We start from the raw sequence: 17895 nt of genomic DNA on the forward strand, positions 1-17895 counted from the left end.
GGGGGCGGGCGGTCACCGGGGAGTACGGCGGACCGCCCGTCCCGCCAGTACGTCCGTCCTGCGCCCGTCCTCGATCACGAAGCGGCCGTCGACGAGGACGTGCGGGATGCCCGTCGGCAGCGTGCGGGGCGCCTCGAAGGTCGAGCCCGCCGCGACCGTGGCCGGGTCGAAGAGGACCAGGTCGGCGCGGTATCCCTCGCGGACGAGCCCGCGGTCGGGCAGGCGCAGGCGGGCGGCGGGACGGCCGGTGAGATGGGCGACGCACTCCTCCAGGGACAGGACGCCCAACTCCCGCACGTACCGCCCGAGATACTGCGGGAAGGTGCCGTACGCGCGCGGGTGCGGTTTGTCGCCCCGCAGGATGCCGTCGGAGCCGCCCGTGTGCACGGGGTGCCGCATGATCGCCTGGACGTTCTCCTCGTGGCCGACGTGCTGGAGGATCGTCGAGCCGAGCCGGTCGTCGAGGAGGAGACGGCGGGCGGTCACCCAGGGGGCCTCGCCGCGCTGGTCCGCGGACTGCCGGACCGTCCTGCCCACGTAGGGCGCGAGCGCCGGGTCGATCACTCCCGAGATCTCGATGGTGTCCCACTCGATGGGCACGCCGTGGCAGCCGTCGGCGCCGACGACCTCCATGTGGTGCCGGATCCGTTCGGCGGTGTCCTCGTCCGCCAGTCGCTCGAGGATCGCCTCCGGGCCGCCCTCGCTCGCCCAGCTCGGCAGCATGGCGACGAGAGTCGTACACCCGGGGGTGTAGGGGTACGTGTCCAGGCTGATGTCCGCGCCCTGTGCCAGCGCCTTGTCCAGGAGGGCGAGCAGGTCCGGGGCCTTCCCCTTGTTCACGCCGAAGTTCATGGTGGAGTGGGCCAGGTGGAGCGGGCAGCCGGCCTCGCGGGTGAGGGCCACCATCTCCTCGTACGCCTCCAGGGCGCCCGCCCCGTACGAGCGGTGGTGCGGGCAGTAGTAGCCGCCGTACTCGGCGACCACCCGGCACAGCTCGGTGAGCTCGGCGTCCTCGGCGTACATCCCGGGCGTGTACGTCAGCCCGGAGGACATGCCGACCGCGCCCTGCTCCATCCCCTCGGCGACCAACTGCCGCATCCGGTCCAGCTCTTGGGGTGTGGCCGCCCGGTCCTCCCAGCCGACGGCGAGCATGCGGACGGTGCCCTGCGGGATGAGGTACGCCGCGTTCACGGCGATCCCGCGATCCAGCCGGTCCAGATACTCGCCGACCGACCGCCAGTCGAAGTCGATGTCGTCGCCGTACCCGTTCCAGCCGGTGATCGCGCGGCGCACCTCGGCGAGCGTCCGGTCGTCCACCGGCGCGTACGACAGGCCGTCCTGGCCGAGGACCTCCAGGGTCACGCCCTGCGCCGCCTTCGCGCTGTGGTCCGGGTCCCGGAGCAGCGCGAGGTCGCTGTGCGCGTGCATGTCGATGAAACCGGGGGAGAGGACGAGACCCTCGGCGTCCAGGACGCGGCGGGCGACCGGGCGCAGACAGCCGGCCGCCGCGGCCTCCTTGACCACGGTGGTGATCCTGCCGCCCTCGATGCCCACGTCGGCGCGGTACGAGGGCTCTCCGGTGCCGTCGACGACCTCCGCGTCGCGGATGACGAGATCCATCACAGGGGCCTCCTAGAAGAACGTGCGGACGTAGTCGACGACCGTGCCGTCCGCCTCCACCACCGGGATCAGCTGCCATTTGTCGAAGGACGTGCACGGGTGGGACAACCCCATGCCCACCCAGTCGCCGACCTGGAGGTCCGCCTCCGAGGACGTGCCGAGCCAGGCGTGCTGGTCGGAGAGGCCGGTGACCGTGATGCCCGTCGCGGGGCGCTCGGCGCCGTCCCGGCGTACGACCTGGGCGAAGGGGAGGTCCAGGTCGTACGCCGCGTCCCGCTTGCCCGCGTTGGTGAAGGCCTGGTCGGGGGAGGGGCGCGAGACGACCTGGGACCAGAGGCGGAAGGCGGGGTGCAGGGCACCCTCCTCCGGGATGCGGGTGAAGGGGGTGATTTTGCGGTAGTGGCCGTCGTCGTGCGAGACGTACGCGCCGGAGCGCAGCAACTTCAGGACGGGGAGGGAGAGTTCGGGGATGTCCGCGAAGACGTCGGCCACCGCGTCGAACCAGGCGCTGCCGCCCGCGCTGACGACGATCTCGTCGAGCCCCGCGAACCGGCCCGCCTTGTCGAAGTCCGCCGCCAGCGCGGTCAGCCGGTGCAGCCAGGCGTGCACGCGCTCGGGGTCCGCCTGCGGGACCTCGCCCTCGTAGCCCGCCACGCCGACCAGGCGGAGCGTCCGCGTCGCGGCCACCGCGTCGGCGACCGCCGCGCACTCCGCCTCCCTGCGGACGCCGGTGCGGGCACCCTCTCCGGCGGCGAGTTCGACGACGACGTCCACGGGGCGGGAGGTCCCGCGCAGCGCCGCGTCCATCAGCTCGACGCCGCGTACGGAGTCGACGTAACAGATGAAGCGGAAGTCCGGGTCCGCGGCCAGCTCGGCGGCGATCCAGCGCAGCGCCGCCGCGTCGACGAGCTCGTTCGCGAGGAAGATCCGGTCGATCCCGAACTCCCTTGCCACCCGCACCTGGTGGGGCACCGCGAGCGTGATGCCCCAGGCGCCGTGCTCGATCTGCTTCCAGAACAGCTGGGGCGCCATCGAGGTCTTGCCGTGCGGGGCGAAGGCGAGGCCGTGGCGGGCCGCGTAGGTCTCCATGAGTTCGAGGTTGTGCGTCAGGCGCTCGGCGGAGAGGGCGAGGACGGGGGTGGTGAAGCCGTCCGTGAAGAGGTTGCGGTGCTCGGCGGCCAGCTCGCCGACGGTCTGGCCCGCGGCGTCCGGGGGGAGGCCCTTGAAGCGGTGGTCGACGCGGTCCGCCGTGAGTGCGGCCAGCTGTGCTGCGGCGGTGTCGGCGCCCATGGGGCCTCCCTTGATGAGGTGCGGTGCGATGCGCTGCGGGTGTCTTGCTGGCAGATTGCACTATGTGCAACGGTCATTGCGTATGTCGCTTACTGCTGTCTAACATCCCAGCCAACGCAGGGTCAACGGTGCACGGAACGCGCCTTTGACCGCGAGAGCAAGGAGCCCCCGTCATCGTGCCCCCCAACGGACCCGCAGGTGCCGCGCCCCACGACGCCGACGACGATGCCGATGCCGTCCGCCTCGACGGCCTCGACGGCCTCGTCGACGTGGTCGCGCTCGGCGAGTCCATGGTCACGTTCCTGCCGTCCCGCCCGGGACGCCTCGCCGACGTGCCGTCGTTCGAGCGGGGGATCGGGGGCGCGGAGTCGAACGTGGCGTGCGTGCTGGCCTCGGCCGGGCACTCCGTGCGCTGGGTCGGCCGGGTCGGCGCCGACGGGTTCGGCGACCACCTGGTGGAGGAGATCGCCGGATACGGCGTCGACACCGACGCCGTACGACGGGATCCGGCGCGCCCGACCGGCGTCTACTTCCGTACGGCGGGCGACCGGGCGAGCGACGCCCACGAGGTGGCGTACTACCGGGCAGGGTCCGCCGCCTCCGCGATGGCGGTCGACACCGTGGACCTGGACGCCGTCCGCGCGGGCCGCGTGCTGCATCTGTCCGGCATCACCGCCGCGCTGTCCAGCGACTGCCTGACTCTGGTGAGGGAGCTGACCGCACCCCGGCCCGCCCGCCCCCTTGTGTCGTTCGACGTGAATCACCGCGTGAACCTCTGGAACGGCCAGGACCCGGGCGCCGTCCTCCTGGAACTGGCCCGCGGCAGCGACCTCGTCTTCGTGGGCGAGGACGAGGCCGAGGCCGCGTGGGGCCTCATGGGCGGCGCGACCGCGATCCGCGCGGCGCTGCCGGAACCGCGGGCGCTGGTCGTGAAGCAGGGGGTGCGGGGGGCGACGCTCTTCGAGCGTGAGGACACGGCCAATGCCGGTGCTCCGGGCGGCGAGTGGGCGACGGCAGTCGCAGCCGGGGCGCCGGTCCTCGACCGTGCGCCCGTCGACGTGGCCCCTGCCGGGGAGCGCGCACATGCCGATGCGGCGCTCGTCCGCGGCCGTGCGCCCGCCGTCGCGGCACCCGCCCGTGACACCGTCACCTTCGTCCCCTCCCTCCGCGTCGACGTCGTCGCCCCCGTCGGCGCCGGAGACGCCTTCGCCGCCGGGTTCCTCTCCGCCACGCTGCGGGGGCTCCCGGCCAAGGACCGGCTGCGGCACGGTCACCTCATGGCCGCCGCCGCGCTCACCGTCCCCGGTGACCTGGCCGCGCCGCCCTCCCGGGACCACGCCGACCGGCTGGCCGCTCTGGACGACGGTGCGTGGGAGACACTTCGACTCGGCCCCGGCTGGACCGAAGCCGTCGACCAAGCCGTCGATCGGGCCGAGGAGGAGGTACGTACCCCATGAGCCAGACCGTCGACCGAGCGCTGAGCATCCTGCCGCTGCTCGCCGAGGGGCCCGCCGACCTAGGGCAGGTCGCCGACCGCCTCGGCGTCCACAAGTCCACGGCGCTCCGCCTCCTGCGCACGCTCCACGAGCACGGTCTGGTCTACCGCCAGTCCGACCAGCGCTACCGCCTCGGCGCCCGCCTCTTCGCCCTCGCCCAGGAGGCCGTCGAGAACCTGGACATCCGGGAGATCGCCCACCCCCACCTCGTAAGCCTGAACGAGCAGTGCGGGCACACCGTCCACCTCGCGGTGTACGAGGAGAACGAGGTCCTCTACATCGACAAGGTGGAGAGCCGCTACCCCGTGCGCATGTACTCGCGGATCGGGAAGCCCGTCGCCATCACCGTCGCCGCCGTCGCGAAGCTGCTGCTCGCCGACCTGCCCGAGGCCGAGCGCCGCGTCCTCGCGGAGAAGCTCGACTACCCCATGTACACGGCCCGTTCGATCCCGAGCGCCCCCGCCTTCCTCAAGGAGTTGGCGACGGTGCGCGAACAGGGCTGGGCCACCGACCTCGGTGGCCACGAGGAGTCCATCAACTGCGTCGCCGCCCCCATCCGCGGCGCCGACGGACGCGTCGCCGCCGCCATGTCGGTCTCCGCGCCCAACGTCGTCGTCACGGCCGAAGAACTCCTCACGCTGCTCCCGCTGGTGCGCCGTACCGCTGACGCCATCAGCCGCGACTACTCCGGAAAGCCCCCGAAGGACCCCAGTTAAGGACCCCGCATGACAGACAAGATCGCGCTCACGCCCAAGACCCACACCACCCCGCCCGCCAAGTTCTCGCACGGCGTGAAGAAGGGGAACATCCTCCAGGTCGCCGGACAGGTGGGCTTCCTGCCGGCCGAGGAGGGCAAGCCCCCGACGCCCGCAGGCCCGACCCTGCGCGAGCAGACCCTCCAGACCCTCGCCAACGTCCGGGCGATCCTCGAAGAGGGCGGCGCGAGCTGGGACGACGCGATGATGATCCGTGTCTACCTCACGGACGTCGACCACTTCGCCGAGATGAACCAGATCTACAACGCCTACTTCGAGGAGCAGGGCCTCACCGCGCCCCCCGCCGCCCGCACGACGGTCTACGTCGGCCTGCCGGCCGGACTCCTCATCGAGATCGACGCGCTGGCCGTACTCGGCTGACGTCACTCCTGAGCCGAGGCTCGTCACTCCTGAGCCGACGCTCATCACCCGTGAGCTGACGCTCATCACTCCTGAGTCGACGCTCATCACCCGTGAGCTGGCGCTCCTTCCTCAACTCACGCACTCCGTACGTCGTCACGGTGCGGCGCCCGTCATCCCGGGGCGCCGCGCCGCGATACCCCCTGCCCGCGACTGTGCCCAGTGGGGGGACACCCCCCAAACCTCCCGGACCATGCACTTACGAAACAGAGGCCCTCCATGCCGTCCCCCTTGTTGTCGTATCCGCTCGCCGCGACAGCCCCAGCCACCCCCGAGACCCCACCCCACACCGGTGGCCTGCTCCTCCTCGTCGACGGCACCGCAGGCCTGCTCACGGTCGCCGCCCTCGGTATCGCCCTCCTCCTGGTCCTCATCATCAAGGCCAGACTCCAGCCGTTCGTCGCCCTGCTCGCCGTCTCCATAGCCGTCGGCCTCTCGGCCGGACTCTCGGTCACCGAGCTCTTCGGTACGGTCCAGCGGTCCACGGCCGTCTCCGTCATCGAGTCCGGCATGGGCGGCATCCTCGGCCATGTCGCGATCATCATCGGCCTGGGCACCATGCTCGGCGCGATCCTCGAAGTCAGCGGCGGCGCCGAGGTGTTGGCGTCCCGGCTGCTCAACCTCTTCGGCGAGAAGCGGGCGCCGCTGGCGATGGGCCTCACGGGCCTGATCTTCGGCATCCCGGTCTTCTTCGACGTCGGCATCTTCGTCCTCGCGCCGATCGTGTACGCCGCTGCCAAGCGCTCCGGCAAGTCGATCCTGCTCTACTGCATGCCGCTGCTGGCCGGCCTGTCGATGACCCACGCGTTCCTGCCGCCGCACCCCGGACCCGTCGCAGCCGCCGGGCTGCTGCACGTGCAACTCGGCTGGGTCATCCTGATGGGCATCGTCTGCGGCATCCCCGCCGTGCTCGCCGCCTGGGTCTTCTCCGCCTGGATCGGCAAGCGGATCTTCGTCGCCGTACCGCAGGACATGGTCGAGGCCGCCGCCGAGGCGAAGCTCGCCGTCATCAACGAACAGCGCGAGGCGGGCGTCGAGCCCCAGGAGAAGCCGGTGCCGCTCGGCACGGTCCTCGGCATCATCGGTACGCCGCTGGTGCTGATCCTCGCGGCCACCTTCTCCTCGATCGCCCTCGACCCCTCCACCGGCCGCTCGGTCATCGAGTTCTTCGGCAGCCCCTTCGTGGCTCTGACGATCGCCCTGCTGCTCGCGTACTACCTGCTGGGCATCCGCCGTGGCTGGTCCCGCAAGTCCCTTGAGACGGTGTCGACCTCGTCCCTGAAGCCGGTCGGCAACATCCTGCTCGTGGTCGGCGCGGGCGGCATCTTCGGCGCCGTGCTGAAGGCGAGCGGTGTCGCCCAGGCCCTCTCCGACACCTTCAACGACGTCGGCCTCCCGGTGATCGTCCTCTCCTACCTGATCTCCGTGGTCCTGCGGGTCGCGCAGGGCTCGGCGACGGTCGCGATCGTCACCACGGCCGGCATCGTGGCGCCCCTGCTCGCCGAGGGCCACCACTCCCAGGCCTTCGTCGCCCTCGTCATCATGGCGATCTCGGCGGGCTCCATCTTCGCCTCCCACGTCAACGACGGCGGCTTCTGGATGGTCGCCAAGTACTTCGGCATCTCCGAGCGCGACACCCTCAAGTCCTGGACCGTCCTGGAAACGGTGCTGTCGGTGGCGGGCTTCGCGGTCGCGGCGGTGCTGAGCCTCTTCGTCTAGGTCCCCGTCCAGGACCTCCCATCTCGCGGGGCCACCCGTCTCTCCGCTCCCTCGGTCAGGCCTGATCGGCAGTACTGTGACCCTTCCGGAGGCAGGGCAGGGGGAGTTGAGGGTGGCCGCCGCACGCATCGGCCCGTACACCGTCGAGCGCGAACTGGGCGCGGGTGGCATGGGCACCGTCTATCTGGCCCGGACGCGCTCGGGCCGCCCCCTCGCGGTGAAGGTGGCGAGGGCCGAACTCGCCGCCGACACCTCCTTCCGAGCCCGCTTCCGCGCCGAGATCGACGCGGCGCGCCGTGTCAACGGCTTCCACACGGCGCCGGTCGTCGACGCCGACCCGGACGGCAGGCCGCCCTGGCTGGCCACGGCCTACGTTCCCGGGCCCACGCTGGCCGCCCTGCTGACCGAGCAGGGGCCCATGGACGAAGAGGAGTTGCGGTCCCTCGGTGCGGCGCTCACCGAGGCCCTCCAGGCCATTCACGCCTGCGGCATCGTCCACCGCGACCTCAAGCCGGGCAACATCATCATGGCCCCGGACGGACCCCGCGTCCTCGACTTCGGCATCGCCCGGGCCGTCGAGAACACCCGCCTGACGGCCACCGGTCACGCCTTCGGCACGCCCGGCTTCCTCGCCCCCGAGCAGGCCCAGGGCGACGACGTCAGCGGCGCCGCCGACATCTTCGCTCTCGGCGCGATCCTCGTCGCGGCGGCGGGCGGGCGCCCCTTCGGCGACGGTACGCCCATGGCGTTGATGTACCGGTCCGTGCATGAGCCGGCGGACGTGTCGACGGTCCCGGCCGGGCTGCGCGACGCGGTCGCGGCCTGTCTGTTGAAGGATCCCGCGGCGCGGCCCGCTCCGGACGCGCTGCTGGACCTGTTCGTCCCCGACGGTGCGGCTCCAAGGGTGTACTCGGCCGCGCGGATGCTCTCCGGACCAGAGGAGTCCCACGGGCCGCGTGACGCCGAACGCCCGGTCCCGGAGCCGGAGCCGCAGGACGCGCGGCCGGGGTTGACGCCCGCGCCGGTAGCTCCGTCGGCGCCTGCGCATCCGCCCGCGCCCGTCCATCCGCCCGCGCCCGTGCAACTGCCTGCGCCCACCTTCGGCGCCGCGGACCGGCAAAACTCCGTGACCGTCGACGAGACCGGCGTCGCCTTGAGGGTCGGCCTGGTCCAGGCCGACTTCTCCTGGGACGAGATCGGCGCCGTCGAATCCACCGGCTTCGGGTTCGGCAAAGGCCTCCGGGTCACCGTGATGCTGTACCAGAGCCAGGAGCCCTTCATCTGTGAGATCAAGGCCCCGAGCCACGCGGTTCGCGACGACTGGATGGCAGGCCTCGATCTCATCCTCGGCTACTACCTGGACAAATGAGGACCGGGGCGGCCATCGGACGGTATCTGTGCGTCCCCTGAGCCCGATTGTGTCCGACGAGGCGTGGGGGGCGACTGTTCCCGACACAGGATCGTCGACCATACTGCCCGCTGTGGAGCAGCGCATAGGTTCGAGCAGCCAGCCCCTGGACGTCCCCGCCGCCGCGGTCGATCCGGCGTACATCCCCGGGCTCACGTCACCAGCCCCGGCGGAGCCGGAGGACGCGGTCGAGGAGACCGTGCCCGAGGAGGCCGAGACGGCCGAGACCGAGGAGGCCGAGACGGCCGAGACCGAGGAGGCCGAGACCGAAGAGGCGGCCTCCGACGAGGTCACGGACGAGGCCGCGGAGGAGGCGGACCCCGACGGTCCCGTCTTCGAGGCGTCCGACCGGCGCGCCTCGATCACGGCCGACCACAAAGGCGTACGACTCCGCCTGGACGACCAGGAGTGCGAGTTCCGCTGGGACGAGATCGGCGCCGTCGAGACGGAGGCGCCGCGCTTCGGCAAGCGGTTCACCGTCACGGTGCACACACCGGACCGCCGCTGGTACCCGGTCGAGATCGAGGCGAAGGCGAAGGCCCAGCACAAGGAGTGGGAGGCCGCGCTGGACGAGGTGCTGGACAAGTACTTCGAAGAGGGCGCGGACGAAGAAGACCCGGCCGAGGAAAGCGCCCCCTGAAGGGGCGCGGGGAACTGCGCGACCGGCCACGAACGGCCCGCAGTTCCCCGCCTGCCTCACTCGCTCGTCACGAGCCATGCTCGCCATGAGCCATGAGCCATGAGCCATGAGCCATGAGCCATGAGCCATGAGCCATGCGCTCGTCACGAGCAGTACTGCGTCTCCTTGCCGATGGACCGGTACATGCAGTCCGCGTTCTCCAGCAGCTGGAGCACGGCGTCCCGGTTGCGCGACGTCTCCCGCTCGATGACCTCGTCGGGCGGGTAGAAGCCGCCGCCGGAGCTGGACGTCGGATACATCTCGAAGGTGTAGCTGAAGATCTTCTGGGTGCCCCAGAGATAGTCGTCGATCGAGCCGTCCGTGATGTACAGGTCGCTGGACTGCTCAGGCGTGTAGCCGTTGCTGGCGGCCATCTTCTGGCCGACGGTCTTGAAGGCGTTGTAGTCGTCCGCCGTCATGCCGGTGGTGGTGTTCGAGTAGGTGTAGCCGAACGGCCAGAGCACCAGCTCGCTGTAGGTGTGGAAGTCGATCCCGGCGGTGATCTGCTGCTTGCCGCCGACGATCCTGCCGCGCACGAAGTCGGCGACGACCTTCACCTCGGGCGCCGACTCGGCGGAGGCGCCGCGGTAGGTCTCGGAGGACGTGGAACCCGAAGAGCCGCCGCAGCACCCCCACTTGTAGTTCCAGTTGCGGTTCAGGTCCGTGCCGACGTACGACGAACCGGAGTTGGGCTGGCGGTTCTTGCGCCACGAGCGGTACGAACCGGTGGCGATGTCGTACTCGCCGCCGTCGGGGTTGAGGTCCGGGACGATCCAGATCTCGCGGCTGTTCACCATGTTGGTGACGCGGGAGTCGCTGCCGTATCCGGCGCCGAGCTCGCGCAGCAGGTACAGCGCCATCTCCACCGTCAGGTGCTCGCGGGCGTGCTGGTGGAAGGTGAAGAGGACCTCGGGCTCGTTCTCGTCGGTCGCGACGTTGTCGCTGACCTTGATGGCGACGATGTCCCGGCCCTGGTACGACTTGCCGATCACCTTCTTGCTCATGATGCTCGGGTACGCCGCGAGGCGTTGGTCGATCTCCGTGTTCATCTCGGCGTAGTTGTGGTACTTCGAGTCCGCCGAGGGGAAGTCGAGGATCCGTACGTCGTCGGCGCCGCTCGAACGGTTCGGCGCCGAGCCCAGCAGGGAGACGTCGTAGCCGAGTTGGCGCAGCTTCTTGATCTGGTCCGCGCGGCCCGAGACGACGACGGTCTCCTCGTCGGCCTCGTCCACGCTGACGCCGGCCCGCTGGATCGCCGTACGGGTCACGGGGGTCGTGCTCTGGTGGATCTCGTACTGGCGGATGTCGTCGGACGAGGGCGCTGGGGCCTTCGTCGCGCTCGCCGTGGCGTCGGTGGCCGTGGCGGTGAGGGGTGCCGCGAGGGCGAGGGCCGCGAGCACGGCGAGGGCGGCGGTGCGTCGCCCACTTCTGCTTTTGCCGTCGGGACTGCCGCTGCCGCGTATGCGAAGTCGCATGAAGTCTCCTTGTTTCTCCAGGAATTCCGGGATCTCCGGAATGTGGGGAGTGGAGCGGGGGGTGGTTCATGGCGACGTGCCTGGTGCGGGTGTGGCGCTCATCGTGAGGCAGTGGCATGAGCAGGTCAAGAGAGGACAAAGAGCCGATGGCGGGAATCGGCCGAAAATCGTCCTGACCATGTGTGCGTCGCGTGGTGATCGCCGCGTGTTCCCTTGTGCCCCCGCCCCCTTTACGCTTTCTTGAACCGCATGACGGAGACCACTGGGAAGCCCGGTAAGCCCGAGAAGTCTGGGGAGTCGGCGTCAGGCGAGACCATCTCCCGCCCCCGAAAGTCCAGTTGGAAGTACATCGGCCCCGGCATCGTCGTCGCCGCGACCGGCGTCGGCGCCGGGGACCTCGTCGCGACGCTCATCGCGGGCAGCAACTTCGGCTACACCCTGCTCTGGGCCGCCGTGATCGGCTGCGTGGTCAAGATCTCGCTGGCCGAGGCGGCCGGCCGCTGGCATCTGTCCACCGGACGCACCCTCTTCGACGGCTGGGCGAGCCTGGGCCGGTGGACGACGTACTTCTTCGTCGTCTACGCGGTCGTCTGGGGCTTCGTCTACGGCGCGGCGGCGATGTCGTCGAGCGCGCTGCCGCTGCAGGCGCTGTTCCCCGACGTCTTCCCGGCCGACTGGTCGATCAAGCCGTGGGCGGTCATCTGCGGGCTCATCGGCCTGGTCTTCGTCTGGTTCAACAAGTACGAGGTCTTCGAGAAGGTCATGACCGTGCTGGTGGGCGTGATGTTCGTGGTCACCGTCTATCTGGCGATCCGCGTCACCCCCAACCTCGGCGACGCCTTCGCGGGGCTGCTCCCCGTCCTCCCCGACGAGAAGGACTCGATCCTCAACACGCTCGGTCTGATCGGCGGGGTCGGCGGCACCATCACCCTCGCGGCGTACGGCTACTGGGTCAACGCCAAGGGTTGGACGAACACCGGCTGGATGAAGGTGATGCGGCTCGACAACCGGGTCGCGTACGCCACCACCGGCATCTTCGTCGTGGCGATGCTCTTCGTCGGCGCGGAACTCCTGCACTCCGCGAACGTGGCCATCGCGAACGGCGACAAGGGCCTGATCCAGCTCGGCGACATCCTGGAGGCGGAGTACGGCACGGCGACCGCGAAGTTCTTCCTGATCGGCTTCTTCGCGACCTCCTTCACCTCGCTGATCGGCGTCTGGCAGGGCGTGAGCCTGATGTTCGCGGACTTCGTGGAGCGCTACCGCAAGCGCGCGGCGACGACCGGGGAGGAGGTCGCCTCCGGCGAGCGGGAGAGGTCGTGGCCGTTTCGCGCGTATCTGCTGTGGCTGACCTTCCCGCCCATCGTCCTGCTCTTCCAGGGCCAGCCCTTCCGCCTGATCATCCTGTACGGCGTCCTGGGCGCGGCCTTCCTCCCCTTCCTCGCCCTCACCCTGATCTGGCTCCTCAACTCCTCCCGCACGCCAAGGGAATGGCGTAACGGCGCGCTGAGCAACTCCATGCTGGCCGTTGCCGGACTCCTCTTCCTGATCCTGTGCGTGAAGCAGATCTGGGACCAGCCGTGGTCGGAGTTCTTCTAGCTCCCGTCGGAGACCCCGCGGGTCACTTGAGCAGCGTGCGCCACTTCGGGCTGAGGGCGATCGTCCTCAGCTCCTCCATGGTGAGCGCGGGGGTGGCGCGGGTCGCGGCGGTCTCCTGATTCCCGGAGTTGAAGGCGCTGACCACCACGCGCATGCCGTCGGTCCTGATGGTGTCGGCGGTCCACATCACGACCCCCGTGCCGCCCTTCTCGCCGGGCTCCTTGCGCGTGGTGACCTTCGTGCCGTCGGGCAGGGTCTCGGCGTCGGAGCCGAAGAGCTGGCCCTCGACGTCGGACATGTCGGCCTGCACGTTGATCTGGACGAGGCTCCTGCCCTTGCCGTCGTCGACGATCACGTACGCGTACTCGCTCTCCTGGCCACCCTGCGCCTTGACCTCGACGCCCTTGGGGAGCAGCGAGACGAGGGTGGACCTGACCGCCTTGCCGTCGGCCGAGGGCAGCGGGGCCGTCGACGGCGCCGTCGTCTTCCCCTTCGCCTTCTTCTCGGGGATGGCGTCGACGGCGGTACGCCACGCCGCCGCCGTGACGACCGTCTTCAACTGCGCGGGCGACAGCGGCGGGTTGGCCCTGCTGACGGGAGAGTCCTTCTCGGCGGCCGCGTTCCACTCGTACACGCTGACCTGCTGGCCCTTCGGGGTGACCAACTGTGCGTACCAGTGCTTCGTGTCCACGCGGCGGTCCGGGTACTCGTACCCCTGGAAGATCATGAGGGCCGAGCCGTCGGCCAGCTTGCTCGCGGTGCAGGCGTCGTAGGACACCAGGTTCTTGTCCGGGCACGTGGTCGACTCCCGAGCCATCTGGCTCCCCGGGTCGATGCGGCCGAGCCCGACCTCGACGGCCGCCTTTCCGTGACCGTCGTCGTACACGAGATGGGCGGTCGGGCCCAGGACGTGGCTGGTGGAGCGCGCCTGCTCCCCGCTGAACTTGCCCGACGGGAGCAGCCCTTCGAGCGTCCGGAGCAGCTCGGCTCCCGACACCTCACTCGCGTGGCTGCCCGTCCGCACCCTCGACGGGCTCGCGGCCGACTGCTGCGGCTGCCCGCCGTCCGCCCCGGGCACCAGCTGCGCCCCGCCCACCCCCACGAGCGCGAGCCCGGCCACGCTCCCGGTGATGGCGATCCGGCGCCGCAGCCGCAGCCTGCGGCCGCGCGTTTGCCCGGCGGCGGCCAGGGCCCGCCGGTCGGTGTCGAAGGTGTCGCCCGCGTGGCGCAGGGCCTCGCCGAGCCGTTCCTCGAAGGGGTCTTCAACGGGGGAGTTCTCGGCATGCATGGGGAACCACCGTTCCTGAAGAGAAGTGAGTGAAAGAGAAGCGAGGCAAGGGGGGCGGTCAGGGTGTCGCGTGCTCGCTGAGGCTGTCGCCCAGCAGTGCCCGCAGCTTGGCCAGCGCGCGGACGCAGCGGGTGCGTACGGCGGCCGAGCTGGTGTGCATCGCGTCGGCGGTCTCCTCGATGCTGCGGTCCTCCCAGTAGCGCAGGACGACCACGGCCCGGTCCTTCGAGGGCAGCCGGCGCAGCGCCTCGACCAGGGTGAGCCGCAGCGGCGTGTCACCGTCGGCGGTGCCCGGGTCCGGGACGTCCGGGATCACGTCGGTCGCACGTTCCCCGCTGCTGCGCAGCCGCCGGTGGGCGAGGAACGTACGCGTCAGGACGGTCTGCGCGTACGCCGCCGGATTGTCGCTGCGGGAGACCCGCCCCCAACTGACGTACATCCGGCCGAGCGCCTCCTGCACGAGGTCCTCGGCCAGGTGCGTGTCACCGCCGGTGAGCAGACACGCCGACCGGTACAGATGCCCCGCGCGGGCCGCCGCGAACTCCGCGTAGTCGTCCGCACGGACCTGTCTCATGCGTTTTCCCCCCGGTTGCCGCCACCGTCCTCACTTCATTGATGCGGTGGACCCCCGGAAATGTTTCACCACAGGTGGACGAGAGGAGCTCTGCGGTTCCTCAACCCCCTGTACGAACGCCCCGGCCCGATCGCCTCCGTTACCTCGACACCTCCGTGAAATCGACGAACCCGACCGGGCCGTCCAGCTGCGCTGGAGGAACCTGCGGGACAGCCTGCTCGCCCAGAGGCCCGGTAGCCGTTGGACTCCACACTCGCGCCGGAGTCGTACGCATCGGCGTCATGTACCACCACGCCCGGAGCTACTGGGCCCCATGCGATTCTCTCGGTGAGTGACGCGGTGAGGGTGGAGAGCGCCCGACCCCGGTCGGCGCTCGGGAGACATCCGTCCGGGGTCGGGCGCTTCGCCGCGTGGACGCCGTCAGCCGAGCCCGTGCACGTGCGGTCCCACCGCGTTCGACCACGCGTTGCCCGCCGACGCGTCCCAGTTCGTCGACCAGGCCATCGCGCCGCGCAGGTCCGGGTAGGTCTTGGACGGCTTGAAGGAGCCGCAGTTGGTGGCCTTGGTCAGGCAGTCGAGGGCGTTGTTCACGATCGTGGGCGAGACATAGCCGCTGCCCGCGCCGCTCGTGGAGGCGGGAAGGCCGAGGCCCACCTGGGACGGGGAGAGGCCGCCCTCCAGCTGGATGCAGGCGAGCGCGGTCAGGAAGTCGACCGAGCCCTGCGAGTACACCTTGCCGTCGCAGCCGAGCATCGAACCACTGTTGTAGTACTGCATGTTGACGACGGTCAGGATGTCCTTGATGTTCAGGGCCGTCTGGAAGTACGCGTTCGACGTCGACTGCATGTCGATGGTCTGCGGGGCCATCGTGATGACGAGGGACGACCCGGCCATCGACGACAGAGACCGCAGGGCCTGCGACATGTACGTCGCGTTGAGTCCGTTCTCCAGGTCGATGTCGACGCCGTCGAAGCCGTACGTCTGCATGAGGGAGTAGACGGAATTGGCGAAGTTCGTCGCGGACGTCGAGTCGTTGATCGACACCGTGCCGTTCTGGCCGCCGATGGAGATGATGACCTTCTTGCCCGCGGCCTGCTTGGCCTTGATGTCGGCCTTGAACTGGTCGACGGTGTAGCCGCCGAGCCCGGCCGAGTCGAGGGTGAAGTTCACCGCGCCCGGTGTGCCGGTGGCGTCCGCGAAGGCGACGGCGATGATGTCGTACTGCGACTGCACAGCCGAGATCTTCTGGACCGTCGCGCCGTTGTTGAAGTTCTGCCAGTAGCCCGTGACGGCGTGCTTCGGCACGGTGCCGCCGCCACCGCCCGAGGACGCGGTCGTCGTGCCGGTGACCGCAGACGACTTCGCCGACTCACCGGCCGAGTTCGTCGCCGTGACCTGGAAGGAGTACGACGTCGAGGCGGCGAGTCCGGAGACGGTCGCCGAAGTCCCCGTCACCGACTGGACCTTCGTACCGCCCTGGTAGACGTTGTAGCCCGTCGCGCCCGACACCGTGTTCCACGAGAGGGAGACGGACGAGGAGGTCGTGGAGGAGACGGCCAGACCGGCCGGCGTCGCCGGGACCGTCGGGGCCGGGTCGCCGCCACCGCCGCCGTCGGGGCCGTACACCGACAGGTCGTCCGCGTAGTACGCGGCCTGTCCGTACCAGCCGTGCGTGTACACCGTCACCGAGGTCGTCGACGCGCCCGTGGTGAAGGTGGTCGTCAGCTGCTTCCAGGAGGAGGAGTCCGGCGTCCACGTCGACACGTCCGTCGTCCCCGTGCCGGTCGCCCCGAGGTAGGTGTAGCCGCCCTGCACCCAGGCACTCAGTGTGTACGTCGAGTTGGGCTTGACCGCGACGGTCTGGGTGCACTTGGCGTTGTCCTGCCCGGCCGGCGTGCCCTTCAACGCGGCCGAGCCGCCGTGCACGGGCGAGGAGACGGTCGTACCGCTGCTCGCGGAACAGGTCCAGTTGCTCAGGCCCGACTCGTAGCCGCCGTTCTTGGCGTTGTTGACGTCCGCGGCCGAGGCGTCGGTGGCGAGGCCGGTGAGGGTGAGGGCTGACGCGGCGAGTGCGGCGGCGAGGAGTCCCGCCCAGCTGCGTCTGCGTCCGGGCATGCCTGATACGCGGTCCACTGGGACCTCCGGTGAGGGGGAGGGGAGGGGGATACGGAACGGTGGCCACCGTTGGATGTACAAGCTGGTCCAGACCAATTCGGTTGTCAAGACCTCTGGAGCCCTCAACACCCTTGTCAGGGCGACGAGTTGTGGCATATGCGCCTCACTCTCCGTTGATCAAGCCCACACCTTCGGTGAGTTGATCTCGGAGATTCGGTGTTGAGCGGGGCATGCCGTGGATATGGTGCTGATGCAAGAGGACGTCACAGTGACGATCTGTGGCCATCTGTGACGGTCCATGGCGAAACAGGGGCGATCTGAGGCGGTGGTTGACCACCCCGCCGCAGCGAACGGGGTGTGTGCAGCGTGCCGACCGCGATAGCCGTCACCAGTCCCGACCTGGTGCTCCCACCGCACGACCGGCAGACCCCGCCCGCAGTCGTCCAACCGCTCGACACCCTCGAAAGCTCCCTCACCGGGATGCACGCGCTCATCGAGCAGCACGGTTACGTCATCTCGCTCTACCCGTCCTCCGTCTCCGGTGACGTCACGCGGCGGCTGCACACCGTCCGCTCCGTCCTGGAGAGCGACCGCATCGCGCTGCTCGGCATCGACCTGCCACCGCTCGGACTCGCCCTGCTGGCCCAGCAGTTGCGGCAGCTCTCGGTCTGCGACTTCAGCCCCGGTGTGCTCGCCTCCTCCGCCCGCCTGCTCGCCCACTACATCTACGCCGGCGCCCTGCTCGGCTCGGTCGCGGGGCTCGACCGGGTCCCGGTGTCCCTGAAGTCCCACGCCAAGTCCTGGATGCCGGGTGCCCAGTTCGCCGTACTGGCCAATCCGCGACCGCAGCTCGTCAGAGTCGGCCAGGAGGAGCTGCCCGGGCCCGAGTTCGGCACCCGGCTGCTCGTCGCCGCGGGTCAGCCGCCCTCCGACTGGGTCACCGCCGAGCTCGCGCCCGCCTGGCGGGTGCAAGGCGTCGCGACCGTGCCGCTGCCGGAGGAGTCGGCCCGCTGGTGGGGCACGTCGCGGCTCGTCGAGTTCGCCGCCGGCCTGTACGACGTCTCCGTGCTCTACCAGCTCGTGTCGTCCGTCCGGCGGGAGGAGTGCCACTGGTGCGGCCTCGAACTCATCGGGGATCGCTGCGGGTTCTGTGCCGCGCCGCTGCCACCGCCGCCTTCACCTTCGCAGGGGCTTCCGGCCACCGCCGTCCGGGCAGCCTCTTCGGTGCGCGCCCTGCCCCGGGGCGCCACGTGAGTACACATGCCACGTAAGCCACGTACGTGCAGCAGAACAACAAGCTGAACAACACCAGGCACGACCGCTCGACCCCGCCGTCCCCGCCCCACGATCGAGGTTGTCCGCGTCATGCTGCATCACCCCGGGGGACAACCCCCGGACCCCCGGCAGGAAAAGCAGCTCGGCCAAGTCCCCGGCACGTCACTACGAGGTGAGATTCA

General features: G+C 70.1%; 14 protein-coding genes. 8 read left to right on the forward strand and 6 right to left on the reverse strand.

What is annotated here, in order from left to right:
- Window positions 1–12: 12 nt before the first annotated feature.
- Entirely contained in the window at window positions 13–1623 is a 1611-nt protein-coding gene (locus AB5J53_RS30810) for an amidohydrolase family protein (protein WP_369248879.1), read from the reverse strand.
- Between the two features lie 9 nt (window positions 1624–1632).
- Window positions 1633–2910 (reverse strand): amino acid deaminase, encoded by a 1278-nt coding sequence (locus AB5J53_RS30815; RefSeq protein ID WP_369248880.1) that lies wholly within the window; start codon window positions 2908–2910, stop codon window positions 1633–1635.
- Window positions 2911–3200: 290 nt separating this feature from the next.
- Between AB5J53_RS30815 and AB5J53_RS30820 the strand changes: the two genes are divergently transcribed.
- The 6 genes from AB5J53_RS30820 to AB5J53_RS30845 all read left to right on the forward strand — a co-directional run bounded on the left by AB5J53_RS30820 (window position 3201) and on the right by AB5J53_RS30845 (window position 9348).
- A complete protein-coding gene (locus tag AB5J53_RS30820; protein WP_369252575.1) occupies window positions 3201–4367 on the forward strand; it encodes a sugar kinase in 1167 nt (388 codons plus the stop codon).
- A complete protein-coding gene (locus AB5J53_RS30825; RefSeq protein WP_369248881.1) occupies window positions 4364–5122 on the forward strand; it encodes an IclR family transcriptional regulator in 759 nt (252 codons plus the stop codon). Before AB5J53_RS30820 ends, AB5J53_RS30825 begins: the two co-directional genes overlap by 4 nt.
- A 9-nt stretch (window positions 5123–5131) precedes the next feature.
- Complete coding sequence (locus AB5J53_RS30830) at window positions 5132–5542, forward strand: RidA family protein (protein WP_369248882.1); 411 nt, start codon at window positions 5132–5134, stop codon at window positions 5540–5542.
- Window positions 5543–5815: 273 nt separating this feature from the next.
- The gene (locus tag AB5J53_RS30835; protein ID WP_369252577.1) at window positions 5816–7300 is read left to right on the forward strand and encodes a GntP family permease; all 1485 of its coding nucleotides are present in this window, start codon (window positions 5816–5818) and stop codon (window positions 7298–7300) included.
- Window positions 7301–7412: 112 nt separating this feature from the next.
- Entirely contained in the window at window positions 7413–8669 is a 1257-nt protein-coding gene (locus AB5J53_RS30840) for a serine/threonine-protein kinase (RefSeq protein ID WP_369248883.1), read from the forward strand.
- Between the two features lie 112 nt (window positions 8670–8781).
- Window positions 8782–9348, forward strand: a complete 567-nt coding sequence (locus AB5J53_RS30845; RefSeq protein WP_369248884.1) for a hypothetical protein — start codon at window positions 8782–8784, stop codon at window positions 9346–9348.
- Between the two features lie 143 nt (window positions 9349–9491).
- On the opposite strand, the gene AB5J53_RS30850 is transcribed toward AB5J53_RS30845, so the two are convergent.
- The gene (locus tag AB5J53_RS30850; protein ID WP_369248885.1) at window positions 9492–10862 is read right to left on the reverse strand and encodes a M14 family metallopeptidase; all 1371 of its coding nucleotides are present in this window, start codon (window positions 10860–10862) and stop codon (window positions 9492–9494) included.
- Between the two features lie 249 nt (window positions 10863–11111).
- On the opposite strand from AB5J53_RS30850, the gene AB5J53_RS30855 reads away from it, so the two are divergent.
- Window positions 11112–12461 (forward strand): Nramp family divalent metal transporter, encoded by a 1350-nt coding sequence (locus AB5J53_RS30855; RefSeq protein ID WP_369248886.1) that lies wholly within the window; start codon window positions 11112–11114, stop codon window positions 12459–12461.
- 22 nt (window positions 12462–12483) lie between these two features.
- On the opposite strand, the gene AB5J53_RS30860 is transcribed toward AB5J53_RS30855, so the two are convergent.
- The 3 genes from AB5J53_RS30860 to AB5J53_RS30870 all read right to left on the reverse strand — a co-directional run bounded on the left by AB5J53_RS30860 (window position 12484) and on the right by AB5J53_RS30870 (window position 16438).
- The gene (locus AB5J53_RS30860) at window positions 12484–13749 is read right to left on the reverse strand and encodes a hypothetical protein (RefSeq protein WP_369248887.1); all 1266 of its coding nucleotides are present in this window, start codon (window positions 13747–13749) and stop codon (window positions 12484–12486) included.
- A gap of 58 nt (window positions 13750–13807) precedes the next feature.
- Window positions 13808–14323, reverse strand: a complete 516-nt coding sequence (locus AB5J53_RS30865) for a SigE family RNA polymerase sigma factor (RefSeq protein ID WP_369248888.1) — start codon at window positions 14321–14323, stop codon at window positions 13808–13810.
- Between the two features lie 420 nt (window positions 14324–14743).
- A complete protein-coding gene (locus AB5J53_RS30870) occupies window positions 14744–16438 on the reverse strand; it encodes a chitinase (protein ID WP_369248889.1) in 1695 nt (564 codons plus the stop codon).
- A 366-nt stretch (window positions 16439–16804) separates the two neighbouring features.
- On the opposite strand from AB5J53_RS30870, the gene AB5J53_RS30875 reads away from it, so the two are divergent.
- Entirely contained in the window at window positions 16805–17692 is an 888-nt protein-coding gene (locus AB5J53_RS30875; RefSeq protein ID WP_369248890.1) for a hypothetical protein, read from the forward strand.
- Window positions 17693–17895: the final 203 nt, after the last annotated feature.

The sequence above is a fragment of the Streptomyces sp. R41 genome (genome assembly GCF_041053055.1).
Taxonomy (GTDB): Bacteria; Actinomycetota; Actinomycetes; order Streptomycetales; family Streptomycetaceae; genus Streptomyces.

What these genes read in the sequence shown, in the direction of transcription:
- AB5J53_RS30820 (WP_369252575.1), top strand. Translation starts at nt 3,201, where the DNA reads ATGGTCACGTTCCTGCCGTCCCGCCCGGGACGCCTCGCCGACGTGCCG.
- AB5J53_RS30825 (WP_369248881.1), top strand. Translation starts at nt 4,364, where the DNA reads ATGAGCCAGACCGTCGACCGAGCGCTGAGCATCCTGCCGCTGCTCGCC.
- AB5J53_RS30870 (WP_369248889.1), bottom strand. Translation starts at nt 16,438, where the DNA reads ATGCCCGGACGCAGACGCAGCTGGGCGGGACTCCTCGCCGCCGCACTC.
- AB5J53_RS30855 (WP_369248886.1), top strand. Translation starts at nt 11,112, where the DNA reads ATGACGGAGACCACTGGGAAGCCCGGTAAGCCCGAGAAGTCTGGGGAG.
- AB5J53_RS30860 (WP_369248887.1), bottom strand. Translation starts at nt 13,749, where the DNA reads ATGCATGCCGAGAACTCCCCCGTTGAAGACCCCTTCGAGGAACGGCTC.
- AB5J53_RS30850 (WP_369248885.1), bottom strand. Translation starts at nt 10,862, where the DNA reads ATGCGACTTCGCATACGCGGCAGCGGCAGTCCCGACGGCAAAAGCAGA.
- AB5J53_RS30865 (WP_369248888.1), bottom strand. Translation starts at nt 14,323, where the DNA reads ATGAGACAGGTCCGTGCGGACGACTACGCGGAGTTCGCGGCGGCCCGC.
- AB5J53_RS30830 (WP_369248882.1), top strand. Translation starts at nt 5,132, where the DNA reads ATGACAGACAAGATCGCGCTCACGCCCAAGACCCACACCACCCCGCCC.
- AB5J53_RS30815 (WP_369248880.1), bottom strand. Translation starts at nt 2,910, where the DNA reads ATGGGCGCCGACACCGCCGCAGCACAGCTGGCCGCACTCACGGCGGAC.